This window comes from Shewanella sp. 6_MG-2023, assembly GCF_030547195.1.
Lineage (GTDB): Bacteria > Pseudomonadota > Gammaproteobacteria > Enterobacterales > Shewanellaceae > Shewanella.
The window spans coordinates 63680-78548 of the sequence record NZ_JAUOQU010000004.1; the positions used below are offsets into that span (position 1 = coordinate 63680).

Annotated in this window: 13 protein-coding genes; 6 read left to right on the top strand and 7 right to left on the bottom strand. The window is 40.9% G+C overall.

From position 1 onward, the window contains the following. Nucleotides 1-218: 218 nt before the first annotated feature. The 6 genes from Q4533_RS03665 to Q4533_RS03690 all read left to right on the top strand — a co-directional run bounded on the left by Q4533_RS03665 (nucleotide 219) and on the right by Q4533_RS03690 (nucleotide 5888). Nucleotides 219-872: an rRNA large subunit pseudouridine synthase E gene (locus tag Q4533_RS03665; RefSeq protein WP_102477245.1), complete on the top strand. Its 654-nt coding sequence runs from the start codon at nucleotides 219-221 to the stop codon at nucleotides 870-872. Nucleotides 873-911: 39 nt separating this feature from the next. Continuing rightward, the gene (locus Q4533_RS03670; RefSeq protein WP_102437909.1) at nucleotides 912-1388 is read left to right on the top strand and encodes an NUDIX hydrolase; all 477 of its coding nucleotides are present in this window, start codon (nucleotides 912-914) and stop codon (nucleotides 1386-1388) included. Nucleotides 1389-1508: 120 nt separating this feature from the next. Next, entirely contained in the window at nucleotides 1509-2627 is a 1119-nt protein-coding gene (mnmA, locus tag Q4533_RS03675; protein ID WP_303501922.1) for a tRNA 2-thiouridine(34) synthase MnmA, read from the top strand. Between the two features lie 3 nt (nucleotides 2628-2630). Beyond that, complete coding sequence (gene hflD / locus Q4533_RS03680) at nucleotides 2631-3251, top strand: high frequency lysogenization protein HflD (RefSeq protein WP_303501925.1); 621 nt, start codon at nucleotides 2631-2633, stop codon at nucleotides 3249-3251. 55 nt (nucleotides 3252-3306) lie between these two features. Next, nucleotides 3307-4677, top strand: coding sequence for an adenylosuccinate lyase (gene purB / locus Q4533_RS03685; RefSeq protein WP_102437878.1), 1371 nt, complete (start codon nucleotides 3307-3309; stop codon nucleotides 4675-4677). Nucleotides 4678-4757: 80 nt separating this feature from the next. Then, on the top strand, nucleotides 4758-5888 hold the full coding sequence (locus Q4533_RS03690) for a cupin domain-containing protein (RefSeq protein WP_102477243.1): 1131 nt from the start codon (nucleotides 4758-4760) through the stop codon (nucleotides 5886-5888). Between the two features lie 95 nt (nucleotides 5889-5983). On the opposite strand, the gene lpxM is transcribed toward Q4533_RS03690, so the two are convergent. From lpxM to Q4533_RS03725, 7 genes are all read right to left on the bottom strand, one after another. Continuing rightward, on the bottom strand, nucleotides 5984-6919 hold the full coding sequence (gene lpxM, locus Q4533_RS03695) for a lauroyl-Kdo(2)-lipid IV(A) myristoyltransferase (protein WP_102437882.1): 936 nt from the start codon (nucleotides 6917-6919) through the stop codon (nucleotides 5984-5986). Between the two features lie 177 nt (nucleotides 6920-7096). After that, nucleotides 7097-7396 carry an integration host factor subunit alpha gene (ihfA, locus tag Q4533_RS03700; protein WP_102437883.1) on the bottom strand — a complete coding sequence of 100 codons (300 nt, stop codon included), beginning with the start codon at nucleotides 7394-7396 and terminating at the stop codon, nucleotides 7097-7099. A 4-nt stretch (nucleotides 7397-7400) separates the two neighbouring features. Beyond that, nucleotides 7401-9788 (bottom strand): phenylalanine--tRNA ligase subunit beta, encoded by a 2388-nt coding sequence (gene pheT / locus Q4533_RS03705; RefSeq protein WP_102477242.1) that lies wholly within the window; start codon nucleotides 9786-9788, stop codon nucleotides 7401-7403. Between the two features lie 15 nt (nucleotides 9789-9803). Further along, on the bottom strand, nucleotides 9804-10787 hold the full coding sequence (gene pheS, locus Q4533_RS03710; protein WP_076536230.1) for a phenylalanine--tRNA ligase subunit alpha: 984 nt from the start codon (nucleotides 10785-10787) through the stop codon (nucleotides 9804-9806). A gap of 497 nt (nucleotides 10788-11284) precedes the next feature. Beyond that, the gene (locus tag Q4533_RS03715; RefSeq protein ID WP_102437887.1) at nucleotides 11285-12157 is read right to left on the bottom strand and encodes an NAD(P)-dependent oxidoreductase; all 873 of its coding nucleotides are present in this window, start codon (nucleotides 12155-12157) and stop codon (nucleotides 11285-11287) included. A 117-nt stretch (nucleotides 12158-12274) separates the two neighbouring features. Beyond that, nucleotides 12275-12760, bottom strand: a complete 486-nt coding sequence (locus Q4533_RS03720; RefSeq protein WP_102437889.1) for an acyl-CoA thioesterase — start codon at nucleotides 12758-12760, stop codon at nucleotides 12275-12277. A 239-nt stretch (nucleotides 12761-12999) separates the two neighbouring features. Further along, entirely contained in the window at nucleotides 13000-14694 is a 1695-nt protein-coding gene (locus Q4533_RS03725) for a hypothetical protein (RefSeq protein WP_303501927.1), read from the bottom strand. Nucleotides 14695-14869 lie beyond the last annotated feature (175 nt).

Here is a 14869-nt window from a genome sequence, read left to right on the forward strand (position 1 = left end):
AAAAAGACCTTTAATCTATTGTTAAAGTGTAATTTTGCGGCACAAATCCATATGAAATTTGAAAAATAAATAGTGGCTGCTTGTTTTTTAAAAACGGGTACAGATCACATTTTTAGGCCAACATCATAGACCATTATGTGCAAGATTCAAATTCCACTAAGGCCCAATGCCGAGTAAACTATACAAAATGAATCAATTTCATCATTAAAGGCTTTTATATGTCAGTCAATGGCAAACCAAAACGTTTCAGTAATAAATTTGCATCCCCAACATCAACTCGCCCAATGAAAAAAGGCTTTAAACGCCCAGTAGCTAAGCCAGTATCCGATCCCGTAATTGTGTTGTTTAACAAACCTTTTGATGTTTTATGTCAATTTACCGATGAATCTGGTCGCCAAACCTTAAAAGATTTTATTCCAGTAAAAGACGTTTATGCTGCAGGACGTTTAGATAGAGACAGTGAAGGCTTATTGCTACTCACTAATGACGGTAAACTGCAGGCGAAATTGACCCAGCCGAAAAAGAAAACCTTTAAGACTTATTGGGCTCAAGTTGAAGGTGAGCCAGATGCAGCGTCAATAAAAGCACTCTGCCAAGGGGTTGAACTAAAAGATGGCATGACCTTGCCAGCAAAAGCAAAAGTAATCGATGAACCTGCGGTTTGGGAGCGAACCCCGCCAGTGCGTGAGCGAAAGTCTATTCCAACAACCTGGTTAGAAATTCAAATTTGTGAAGGCAGAAACCGACAAGTGAGACGCATGACCGCGCATATCGGCCACCCTACTTTAAGATTAATTCGCTATAAAATAGGTCAATGGAGTTTAGATGACATTAATTGTGGTGAATATAAAGTCCACAAACAAGAAAGTTAATCTGTCACACAAGATTTTTAGGCAATAGGATAAGTCATGGTGAAACCACGTTATAAACCCAATACCACTGTTGCTTGTGTTATCCATTGTGATAATAAATTTTTATTAGTTGAAGAAATTATTGATGGTGAAGTGCGCTTTAACCAACCTGCAGGGCATTTAGAAGCCAATGAAACCATCATTGATGCCTGCATTCGGGAAGTAAAAGAAGAAACCGGATTAAATATTACTATTTCGGCACTCGTTTGCATCTACCAATTTAGTGCATCAAACGCATTGTCTTTTATGCGATTTACTTTTTGCGCACAAGTAAACAAATGCGTTGAATGCACCCCAATAGATCCTGCTATTAGTGCCTGCCATTGGTTAACTATAGAACAGGTAAAAGCCCGTCAAAATCAACTTCGCAGCCCATTAGTACTCAAATCTATTGAAGACTATTTACATAAACCCCACAGCCCATTATCACTGATTAATAGTGAACTGCAGATCATAGCCGCAACCAATAATGCATGATAGAATATGCGCCGCACATTTTGGAGATTTATAGGTTCATTTGTCAGCGCACTTGAAATGCACTAACGGCGACCACATTATGATCTCTAACTACCCAAACACTCATGGTTTCTAGGTTTTATGACATTAAGTACTCCCAATCCAAATGGTAAAAAAGTCATCGTTGGCATGTCCGGCGGTGTAGATTCTTCTGTTTCTGCGTATTTGCTTATGCAGCAAGGCTACCAAGTAGAAGGATTGTTCATGAAGAACTGGGAAGAAGATGATACCGATGAGTATTGTGCGGCTTCTGAAGACTTAAAAGATGCCCAGTCCGTCTGTGATAAATTAGGCATTAAACTTCATACAGTTAACTTTGCGGCAGAGTATTGGGACAATGTTTTCGAGTATTTCTTAGCGGAATATAAAGCAGGTCGTACCCCAAATCCCGATATCATCTGTAACAAAGAAATCAAATTCAAAGCATTTTTAGAATTCGCTGACGAAATTCTTGATGCTGACTATATTGCTATGGGCCACTATGTTCGCCGTTATGACAGTGCTGACGGAACTCAAATGTTACGTGGTGTTGATGGCAATAAAGATCAAAGTTATTTCCTCTATACCCTTAGTCATGAGCAAGTGGCTAAAAGTTTATTCCCTGTGGGCGAATTAGAAAAACACCAAGTTCGTGATATCGCCAAAGAAATGGGCTTAATCACCCATGATAAAAAAGACAGTACTGGCATCTGCTTTATCGGTGAGCGCAAGTTTACTGACTTTTTAGCAACCTACTTACCTGCTCAGCCTGGTGATATTGAAACCACTGATGAAGGTGAAGTGATTGGTACCCACCAAGGATTGATGTACCACACACTAGGCCAGCGTAAAGGTCTGGGTATTGGTGGCTTGAAAAATAGTAACGATGATCCTTGGTATGTGGTTGATAAAGATTTAACCCGCAATGTGCTCGTTGTGGCCCAAGGTGGTAAGCATCCACGGTTAATGTCTACTGGCATGTTGGTCAATCAATTACATTGGGTTGACCGCAAAGGCCCAAGCGCACCAGCAAAAATTACCGTTAAAACTCGTTATCGTCAGCAAGATGTGCACTGCACTGTGACTTATGATGATGACAGTAACTTAAGGGTTATTTTTGATGAACCCGTTGCTGCGGTAACGCCGGGGCAATCTGCAGTATTTTATGATGGTGAAGTCTGCCTTGGCGGCGGAATCATTGATTGTTTAATTAGAGGATAGTCTGTGAGCCAAGTCTTATTTGAACGCACTATGGCGTTTGCCGGAATATTACAAGCTATTGCTCAAGTACAACATATTGCTCGTCATGGTGATTCAGATGAAAGCGCACTTGCTGCAAGTCTGAACACCATCATGGTCACAGATCCTGATTCTATTAGTGATATCTATACCGATAAGCAAGCACTTAATAAAGGTTATCAGCTCATTGAAAACCAATTGGGTGATGGTAATAGCAAGGATGTGGAAACCACCCGCTACCTTGTTGGTATGTTAGCACTGGAGCGCAAACTGGCTCGCTCAGGAAATGGCTTAGGCATGTTAGCTGAACGCATCAACCAAGTGCATCGACAACTACACCATTTTGCGATTACTGATGAACAAATCATCGCCAGTCTTGCCAGTATTTACAGTGATACCATCAGTGAACTGGGACCTAAATTGCAAATTTCTGGGAATCCAGCTTATTTACAACAACCGCAAGTACAACAAAAAATTCGTGCTTTATTGCTAGCAGCGATGCGCAGTGCCGTTTTATGGCGACAACTGGGAGGCAAACGCCGTCACTTAGTTTTTGCCCGTAAAGCCATTGTGGATACCGCTATCAGTAGCCGTAAAAATAATTAACGATTCACCCTACAAATATTCCAACTTACAATAAAAGTTCATCAAGGAGCTTCAAATGGATCTTTCTGCACTGACAGCTATCTCGCCGATAGACGGTCGTTACGGTAGTAAAACCACCTCTCTACGAGGTATTTTCAGCGAATTCGGTTTAACAAAATACCGTGTTCAAGTTGAAATTAACTGGTTAAAACTACTTTCAAGTTGCCCAGAGATTGAAGAAGTTCCGCCATTTAGTGAAGACGCATTAGCGTTACTAGATAGCATTAAGGATAACTTCAGTGAAGAAGACGCTTTGCGCGTTAAAACGATTGAAAGAACCACTAACCATGACGTTAAAGCGGTTGAGTATTTCATCAAAGAACAAATTGCAGATAACGCTGAATTAGTTGCAATCGACGAATTCGTACATTTTGCTTGTACTTCTGAAGATATTAATAACTTATCTCACGCATTAATGCTTAAAGAAGCACGTGAATTAGTATTAGCGCCTCAGTGTCTAGAAATTGTCAATGCGCTTAAGCAATTAGCAAGAGACAACAAATCAGTACCATTGATGTCACGTACACATGGTCAACCGGCTTCGCCTTCTACGCTGGGTAAAGAAATGGCTAACGTTGCCGTTCGTTTAGAACGCCAACTAGACCAAATCAATGCAGTAGAAATCATGGGTAAAATCAATGGCGCTGTGGGTAACTACAATGCTCACCTTTCTGCTTACCCAGAAGTTAACTGGCATGAGCTGTCACAACGCTTTGTGACAAGTTTAGGTATTAACTGGAACGCATACACCACTCAAATTGAGCCCCATGATTACATCGCTGAGTTATTTGATGCTATTGCCCGTTTCAACACCATCTTAATCGATTTCGATCGTGACATTTGGGGCTACATTGCATTAGGTCACTTCAAGCAACGCACTATCGCTGGCGAGATTGGTTCATCAACCATGCCGCACAAAGTTAACCCAATTGATTTTGAAAATTCTGAAGGTAACTTAGGTATTGCTAACGCGTTAATGCAGCATTTAGCCGCAAAGCTTCCTGTATCAAGATGGCAGCGAGATTTAACTGACTCAACAGTATTGCGTAACTTAGGTGTTGGTATGGCGCATTCATTAATTGCTTATCAAGCAACAATGAAAGGCATCAGCAAGCTTGAAGTGAATGAAGCAAACCTTCGCGCTGAGTTAGATAAAAACTGGGAAGTATTAGCAGAGCCAGTACAAACAGTGATGCGTCGCTACGGCATTGAAAAGCCATACGAGAAATTAAAAGAGTTAACCCGTGGTAAGCGTATCGACGGCGATCAACTTGCAGTCTTTATCGATGGTCTAGAGTTACCTGATAACGTTAAAGCTGAACTTAAAACAATGACGCCAGCCAACTACATTGGTCGTGCTGAAGCATTTGTTGACGAGTTAAAATAATCTTCCACTCAATAACAACTATTGATTGTTGAATAAGGATAGGCGGCAGTTCCATAAGGATTGCCGCCTTTTTTAATACTATGTATACATTAAATTTTGATACTGCTGAGTTCATCAGTAAATATTGGCAACAAAAACCTATAGTCATCAAAAATGCCTTTAAGGCATTTGAAGATCCAATATCGGCCGATGAACTTGCAGGCCTAGCCATGGAAGAAGATATCTCTTCTCGCATCGTTAAAACTGAAACCGATGACTGGAAAGTGATTCAAGGGCCGTTTGAAGACTATGACGAACATGGCGATGACAAATGGCAGTTACTTGTGCAAGCGGTAAACCATTGGTATCCGGAGTCTCAACCACTGGTTGAAGCATTCAGATTTTTACCTGATTGGCGTTTTGATGACTTAATGGTATCGTTTGCCACCCCACAAGGCGGCATTGGGCCACATATTGATAATTATGATGTGTTCTTGATCCAAGGAGAAGGGGAACGCCGCTGGAAAGTGGGCCATAATGGCGAACATCAATGCCGTGGTGGAGATCCATCAAGTCCATTAGTCGATGACTTTGAACCTATTATTGATGTGGTGCTCAGCAAAGGCGATATGTTATATATTCCGCCAGGCTACCCTCATTGCGGTGAAACCTTAAGTCTTGCAATGAGTTATTCTATTGGTTTTAGAGCGCCAAGTCAGCAAGAGTTATTAACTGAGTTGGCTGATTCGCTGATTGATAACAGTGCTGGCCAACATAGATTTACCTCTAGCGAAGAAGCTGCAAGCCATGGCCTAGTCAGTCAAACTCAGCAGCAAGGGATCATGGATTTACTGGCTCAATTAGCAACTGATCCTGCCCAATACCAAACTATGCTAGGTAAGTTACTCAGCCAAAATCGTTTTGAACTCGATATCAATCCCTTTGAAGCGCCAATTTCAACAACAGATGTTAAGGAAGCCATTGAAGATGGCGCTAACATGCAACGTATTGGCGGCTTAAAGGTATTAAGCCTAGAGGCTGATACCCAAGCGCAGTTGTATATCAATGGTGAAGTGGTTTGCGCCGCAGGGATTGAACAAGACATCATCGCCGAGATCGCCAATAATCACCTACTCACTCAATCGCAGCTTCAAAACTGGCTCAATGATCAGCAAGTCATGACGGTATTAACCCAGCTTATCAATCAAGGTTGGTATTACTTTTCAGAGTAACCGTTAATTAAAGTGACATCTTAGCGCCACACTAATTTTCCTTTAACCAAAAAAAGCACTCATCGAGTGCTTTTTTGGTTTATTAGTTATTCAAATTAATAGATTTTTGCTTGCCCTTCTGGACGGGTTTTAAGGAATTTCAAAAACCACATATATTGCTCAGGGTAAGCTTGAATAACTTGCTCAACCATTTTATTTAAAGCAATGGCTTCGTTATCCTTACCTTGCATATCTTCAGGCTTAACTTGCGGCATCACGGTCAACTTAAACTGGTAAGCTGCTTTGTCGTAACCAATTTTTACCGGTAAAACCTGCGCCTTACCTGCTTGCGCTAAACGCCCTACTACCGGTAAGGTGGCTTTTTCTGTTGCCAGCAATGGAGCAAATACACTTTGCTCAGGACCTAAATCTTCATCTGGTAAATAAAAGAAGCTATTATCTTGCTTTAATTCAGTGATTAGCGCGCGTATGCCCGCCTCTCGCATGTAAACGCGGCCATTCTTACTACTGCGTAGTCGATTACTAAACCAATTGAATAAGCCGTTATTATGAGCTTTGGCCATGGTAACCATAGGCAGTTCGATATTTAAACGCAGCCCGGCATAATCAATCGGCCATACATGGGGCATGATAAAAATAATCGGCTGGCCAGCATCACGCGCGGCTTGCACATGTTCAAAACCTGTAATACTGACTCGACGCCTTAGATGCGCATCTGAGCGAATTAATAATTCAGCTTGAGATACCAAGGTTAAAACAAACATATCGACGTTGGCGTTAATTAACTCATCCACCTCAGTCGCTGACTTCTCAGGAAAACATGTTTGAATATTGATACGCGCAATATTGATGGGTTTTTTCGCATAAGACAGTACCAGCTTGGCTAATAGTCGCGCTATAGGATCTCGCAACCAAGCAGGCATCACCCCAAACATAAATAACACCATAATGGCTAGCCATGTACCCCAATATTTCGGGTGCAATAAAGATAGGGTAAAGCGACGATCGAAATGTTTTGCTTGTCTAGCCAAAAGAAACCTCAAAGATTACATTAACACAGTGAAACAAAGAGCCTAAGGAATTGGCCATAATACCAATTTATCAGCGGGACAACATCTGAATATTGTAAAATTGCTACTTTGAATCTTGCTTAATTTGTTAAAATAAAAAAGCCACTCAATGAGTGGCTTTTTTATTAAACAGTGAAACTACTTCTTTTCAGCATTTGCTTCTTCAACACGTGTTTTGAGTTTTTGTCCCGGACGGAACGTCACTACACGGCGAGCTGAAATAGGAATATCTTCACCAGTTTTTGGGTTCCTTCCCGGTCTTTGGTTTTTATCGCGCAAATCAAAGTTTCCAAAGCCAGATAACTTGACCTGCTCACCACTTTCAAGTGCTTCTCTAATCTCTTCAAAGAAAGACTCAACCATCTCTTTGGCTACACGTTTATTCATGCCAAGTGTTTCGAAAAGATGTTCTGCCATTTCGGCTTTGGTAAGTGCCATACTTTTAATCCCTCAACAATGCGTTGAACTCGCTCTTAAGTGCCGAGACAACTGAATCAACAGTTTCAGTGATGTCTTTTTCTTCAAGTGTACGAGTAATGTCTTGTAATGTAAGTGCGATTGCAAGGCTCTTTTTGCCAGCGTCAACACCTTTACCCCGGTATACATCGAACAAGTTTAAGCCAACCAACTGATTTTCGCCAACTTTTCTTATCAAATCCATAACATTAGTTGCAGAAACTTCTTCGTCTACAACGACTGCAATATCACGTCGATTAGCAGGAAACTTAGATACAGCCTGGGCTAGCGGCAAACTGGCTTGCAGTAAAGCGTCCAGTTCTAACTCAAAAACAATTGTTTTGCCATTAAGGCCAAAAGGCTTCTCCAAACTCGGATGGATAGCACCTATAACACCAATGACTCGATTATTTCTCAATATTTCAGCACATTGCCCTGGATGAAGAGCTGAATGTGTTGCACTTCTAAAAGTAAATTCAGAAGTCGAAACTGTCAAGCCGATTATTGATTCTAAATCGCCTTTTAAATCAAAGAAGTCGACAGTTTTAGATTCCATTGACCAATGTTCATCATTTTGAACACCAGAAATTACTGCACCAATCATCGCTTCTTGTCTAACACCAGAATCTGCTTTGGCATCAGGAACAAAGCGTAAACCGGTTTCAAATAAACGTACGCGACCTTGTTGACGACTTTGGTTATAACCAACAGAAGTTAACAAACCGGTGAACATCGATAAACGCATCGCTGACATTTCAACCGAAATAGGATTCGGTAAAATCATTGCTGGCTCATTTGGATGAACAATGTTTTGTAACTTAGGATCAACAAAGCTATAGGTCACCGCCTCTTGGAAACCGCGCGCCACTAATACACTGCGCACTTTGCTTAATGGAATATTCGCTTCTTTGTGATCAGACATACTTAATGAAGCAACAGGTGCAATATTTGGGATATTGTTATATCCATAAATACGGGCAACCTCTTCGATTAAATCTTCTTCAATGGCCATATCAAAACGATATGTTGCCGTGGTCACATTCCAAGCGTCAGCAGTTACTGCAACAGTAAATCCAAGACGCTCAAGAATTTCTGTTACATCAGTATCAGGAATATGATGACCTAGAATTTTGTCTAACTTGCTGCGACGCAAAGTGATTTGAGCCGGCTTAGGTAAATGCGCTTCAGACACTGCTTCAGCAACAGGACCTGCTTCACCACCACAAATATCAAGTACTAAGCGCGTAGCTCGGTCCATCACTTTATGTTGAAGCTCTGGGTCTACACCACGTTCAAAACGGTGTGATGCATCTGTGTGTAAGCCTAAGCGACGCGATTTACCCATAATGGCTAAAGGCGCAAAGAATGCGCACTCTAATAAAATATCTTGGGTCTTTGCAGTTACGCCTGACGCTTCACCGCCAAATACACCCGCTAAGGCAACGGCTGCTTTATCGTCAGCAATCACTAGGGTGTCACTTGGTACTGTAATTTCGTTACCGTCAAGTAAAGTAAGCTTTTCAACGCCGTCGCTTAAACGCACTTGAATAGCACCATTTAAGGCTGCTAAATCAAACGCATGCATTGGCTGACCATATTCAATCAATACGTAGTTAGTAATATCTACAATGGGATCGATTGAGCGAATACCGCTACGACGTAACTTCTCTTGCATCCATAAAGGCGTTGCTGCCGCTAAGTTTACATTCTTAACCACACGGCCTAAATAACGAGGACAGGCATCTGCTGCAATAACGTTAATTTCAACTTTATCATCGATAGTTGCAGTAACAGGATCCCACGTCGGCTCAGCAACCGCTTGACGGTTTAATACACCAACTTCGCGCGCTAAGCCTGCCATACCTAAACAATCTGCACGGTTAGCGGTTAAATCAACGTCGATGATGGCATCGTTTAGTTGAAGATATTCACGGATATCTTTACCAATCGGCGCATCTGCAGGTAATTCAATAATACCGTCACTTTCGATATCAATACCGATCTCACCGTATGAACACAACATACCAAATGATGGCTGGCCGCGTAGTTTGGCTTTTTTAATTTTAAAATCGCCAGGTAGCACTGCCCCAACCATTGCTACCGCAACTTTTAAGCCTAAACGGCAGTTTGGTGCACCGCAAACGATATCAATTAACTCATCGCCGCCAACATTAATTTTAGTTACGCGTAATTTGTCAGCATCTGGATGCTGACCACACTCAACCACTTCACCAACAATCACACCGCTAAATTCGGCTGCAACGGCATCAATACCGTCAACTTCAAGACCGGCCATTGTGATTTGGTGTGATAATTCTTCACGGCTTACAGATGGGCTAACCCATTCACGAAGCCAAGATTCACTGAATTTCATCTTTATATTGCTCCGTTATTTGAATTGCTTAAGAAAACGTAAATCGTTTTCAAAGAAGGCACGTAAGTCGTTAACGCCGTAGCGAAGCATAGTCAAACGCTCAACACCCATACCAAAAGCAAAACCAGAGTATTTTTCTGGGTCGATACCGACACTGCGAAGGACATTAGGGTGCACCATGCCGCAACCTAATACTTCAAGCCACTTACCGTTTTTACCCATAACATCAACTTCAGCTGAAGGCTCAGTAAACGGGAAGTAAGATGGACGGAATCGCACTTCTAAATCTTCTTCGAAAAAGTTACGTAAGAAGTCATGCAAAATGCCTTTCAGCTCTGCAAAGTTAACTTTTTCATCAACTAACAAACCTTCCACTTGGTGGAACATTGGCGTGTGAGTTTGATCGTAGTCGTTACGATAAACACGACCTGGAGAAATGATACGTAAAGGTGGCTTTTCATGCTCCATGGTACGAATTTGTACCCCTGAAGTTTGCGTACGCAACATCACTTTTGGATTGAAATAAAAGGTGTCATGATCAGCACGAGCTGGATGATGCTCAGAAATATTCAATGCATCGAAGTTATGAAAGTCATCTTCGATTTCAGGACCATGCTTAGTGGTAAAACCAAGCTCGCCAAAGAAAGTTTCAATACGTTCAATCGTACGTGTTACTGGGTGTAAACCGCCCATTTCAAGCGTACGACCTGGTAAGGTTACATCGATTTTATCTGCGATAAGTTGCGCTTCTAATTCAGCAGCCTTTAAGCCTTCAATACGCTCAGAAAGTTGCTTCTGTACCGCTTGCTTAGCTTGGTTGACTGCTTGTCCAAAGGCAGGTTTCTCTGCTGGACTTAAGCTACCCATCATTTTCATCATGTCAGTGATCTTACCTTTCTTACCAAGGTAGTCGACACGGATATCATCCAGTGTCTTTAGATCACTGGCCTTACCTATTACTTCTAAGGCTTGTTCTACGATCTCTGTTAACTGCTGCATTTTCTCATCCACTGCATTTTTGCATATCAAATGCTATTGGGCGCCTGATTATCAGGCGACATAGTAGTCTAGGCACAAAGTCAACTTTATGCCTAAAGCATGGGGGTAAAACAAAAGCTGGAATTTTACGTTAGCTAAGCTTAATTTACTAGCATTTATTACGATTTTATTGAGTAAAATGCGGCATTTAAATTAAATCGAATTTATATTTTCGATAGTATAATTTAATACAAATTAACGACCTATTAACTTAAGCGCCATTTATGAGCAGCAAATGCTTATAAGCTAATCAATCACCTTGAGAACCAATGAACATTATTACAACAAGTGATAGTAAATTATTGAATTTTTTACAAATACCAAGGGCTAATACGATAACAAAAAAGCTCACTGGCAATGTTAAATACCAGCGAGCTTTTATGTTACCAACAAACTAAATTCGCAACTTAAACGACAAAATTGTGCAATGGCTAATAAGTTATCACCATTGAGAGCGTCTAGCGGTTTTTTTCTAAACGCGCTAACAAACTTGAAGTATCCCAGCGGTTACCTTTCATGGCTTGTACTTCAGAATAAAATTGATCCACTAAGGCAGTAACTGGTAACTGGCTACCATTACGACGCCCTTCATCTAAAGCAATAGCTAAATCTTTACGCATCCAGTCAATGGCAAAGCCAAAGTCATACTCACCTTGCCACATGGTTTGATAACGATTTTCCATTTGCCAGCTTTGAGCTGCGCCCTTGCTGATCACCTCAACCACTTTTAAACCATCAAGACCTGCACTTTTAGCAAAGTGTAACCCTTCGGCAAGCCCTTGCACCACTCCTGCGATACAGATTTGATTGACCATTTTGGTTAACTGGCCCGCGCCAACCTCCCCTAATAATTCTGCGCAGCGACTATAGGCCTCAATGACCGGTTTTACTTGGTTAAAAACGGCTTCTTTTCCGCCCATCATCACAGTTAACACGCCATTTTCAGCACCGGCTTGACCACCTGATACGGGCGCATCTAGAAACTCAACCTCTTGCTTAGCAAGCACGGCTGCCAGTTCACGAGCAACATCGGCAGATGCGGTGGTGTGATCGACCAAAATTGCACCAGCTTTTATCCCATGAACAATGCCATCTTCCCCTAAAACCACTTGGCGAAGATCGTCATCATTACCCACACAAGTAAACACGATATCTTGCTCTACTGCCGCAAGTTTTGGGGTCAATGCTAACTCACCAGAATATTGCGCTGCCCATTGCTGCGCTTTTGCTGTGGTGCGATTATAAACCGTAACTTGATGCCCTTGGTTAGCCAAATGCCCTGCCATTGGGTATCCCATCACGCCCAAGCCGATAAATGCTACTTTAGCCATATCATTCCTTCGTTCATTATTATTGTGGTTGTTTATTAAAAATAGTGTTGATTGTGCTACAAGCCAAAACGAGTCAGGCTTTATGAGTAAGCGATTGAATTTTGGCTAATACATTGATTACAAAGCCGGTTTTACATGGGCTTCCATTTCAGAGCCAATTTTTTTGCGCATATCCATTAAACGTAATGCTGAATCCCTCAAACGAATATCATCATCTGTTTGGGGGACCCACTCAGGTACTGATGTAGGTTTACCATCATCATCAACTGCGACCATAATCACGATACAATGGGTAGTAAGATGACGTTCAGGCTCTTTAGGGTCACCCGCTTTAACCGCTATACCAAAATGCATGGACGATGTGCCGGTATAAATAACTTTGGCGCTTACTTCAACAATATTGCCCACATGGATAGGCTTTACAAAACGAATACCACCAGCATAAGCGGTAATGCAATATTTACCACTCCAACCTGCAGCACCAGCATATGCAGCTAAATCAATCCATTTCATCACCGCGCCACCATGCACTTTGCCGCCAAAGTTCACATCTGCAGGTTCAGCTAAAAACCTTAAGGTAATTTCTCTTTCTAATCCGGCCATAACGACTCCTAATTCAGCTAATTAATGTCAGTTTACGATAATTAATCAAAGAAATGAGTAAAAATTATGCCTAAATGAAAATATTTGATGAAAGAGTACTTAATTGCTATTTGGTAGTTCAAAAAAATACTGCTGAGTTTCAAAAAACAAAAAAGCACAACTTAAAAAAGTTGTGCTTACTAAAACTGACACTATAAAGGGTTAGCTAATGGGTGGCTCTTGAATTACCACTGAATACATCAAAAACGATAACCTAAATTTAAAGTAAATGAACTTCTTGTTTCACCTTTATTGTACAGCCCTGTCAAATTTAAATGACGACCTATCTGTTTATTAAAACCCACTAAATAAGCCCATTGTTCTAACCCTACACCCACATCAAAAGTAAAGTCTTCACCGGTTCCCAATATATCGCCTAAATTACCAGTCATCGAAGGCTTAAGGCCTTGATATTCTGCGCCGATAAAAATTTGTGCTCGCGACTCAAGGAATTGATAACCAAGCATTGGCTGGATAGTCACAATACCATCTCCCCAATCCTGGCCATCAAGACGAGTTTTAGAGTAAGTTGCAGTAACAGATGCAAAAAATTCTTTATAACCGACAGAAAGCGTTGTCCCCAAACCTGCCAGATCATATTCTAAATGTAGCGGCACTTCGACTCTTCCTGGTGAGCATAAATCAGCGCCCTGATTTTCTAATAAACTGCATGCCAAACTGCCACCGATAACCCCGAGCTTATCTTCAAACACATCTTTAAGTTTTCCGGTATATTGGGCATCAACGACTGCATCCACATTCACCTTGCCCACTAAAGCATATATATTCCAAAACGGTAAAATATTGACATCAGCTCTGAATGAATAACTTTCAGCATTAACAGTGCCAACTGAGCTCGATGGATCAAACCATTCATCCAAATCTACCCCCATAATATTAAAACTATCAAAACCAAAATCCATATCTTGATTTCGATAAGCGACCGAAAAACCAAATGGCAGTGGCACATCAATACCTTGCTGGCGAACTAAATCACTCATTAACGGAAAGAGTCTATCTAAATCGACCTTTTCCTCATGAATGCGCGGATCAGAAACCATTTTTAATGACGCTTCATCAAAAACTAATGCACCATGTTCATCATCATAAAATGCCACGGGCTTGATAGTTGCGTGATAACTTGCTTCTTTGTTACCTTTTTTACCAGTAGCGTGAATCACTTTATTTGCAATGGCTGTGTGTCCGTTAACCAGTGTCATTAAATCAACTTCTTGACGATAATGTTCGACACTAAACGCATCAAAATCAAATGGTTTTGAATTGGTCATGACCATTTTGGTTGCAACACCATTTACTACAGTAAGCTTAACCCGCATAAAACGAAAATAAGCAATATCTTGCGGTAAACCATATTTAGAGTAATTAAAGCTTATTTCTATTTCATTGGCAGATATCTCATCAACAACGACGGAAGACTTATCATAACTTTCCATGTAATTTTTCAAGCGATATTCTGTTTTAGTTATTTGTTCGATAGTTTTTATGACACCCTCATTATCATCTAATTTAGATTGGTCATATTTAATTCTCAGATCAATATTACCTCGAGCATCAGTACTTTGAACCAAGAACACATCTGAACTTTTTACCTTATCGCCGACTTCCAAGGTTCTAACCACACGCTCAACTTGCTGATCACCTAGTGACAGCGAGCTTAAGCCTAATTTCAAAATATCTTCTGAAACGCCGTATTGTTGAAAAACATTTTGCTCCGCTGAATTAATGAGTTGTTTGTTGTTTTTATCTTCAACAAAAATACTTTCCTGCGCATAACTTACGTTTGAGAGTGTTAACAATATGGCTATTGGTATTGCTTTTAGAATACAGCGAGAAGTAGAAAAATGATTAAGTGAACAAAATAGCGTTTGATTCATTAATAGTACCCTTTGAAAGCCAATCTATGGCAAATAAGTTATCGAATCATTTCCTGATTCAAATTTCGGAAAAACATAATGCAAGTTCAGCAAACGTTATTGGCTAACGCGCTTTTTCCGTTCAATGGGAATATTGTATGTGTTTATTTATTAGATATTTAATCGCTATTGATGG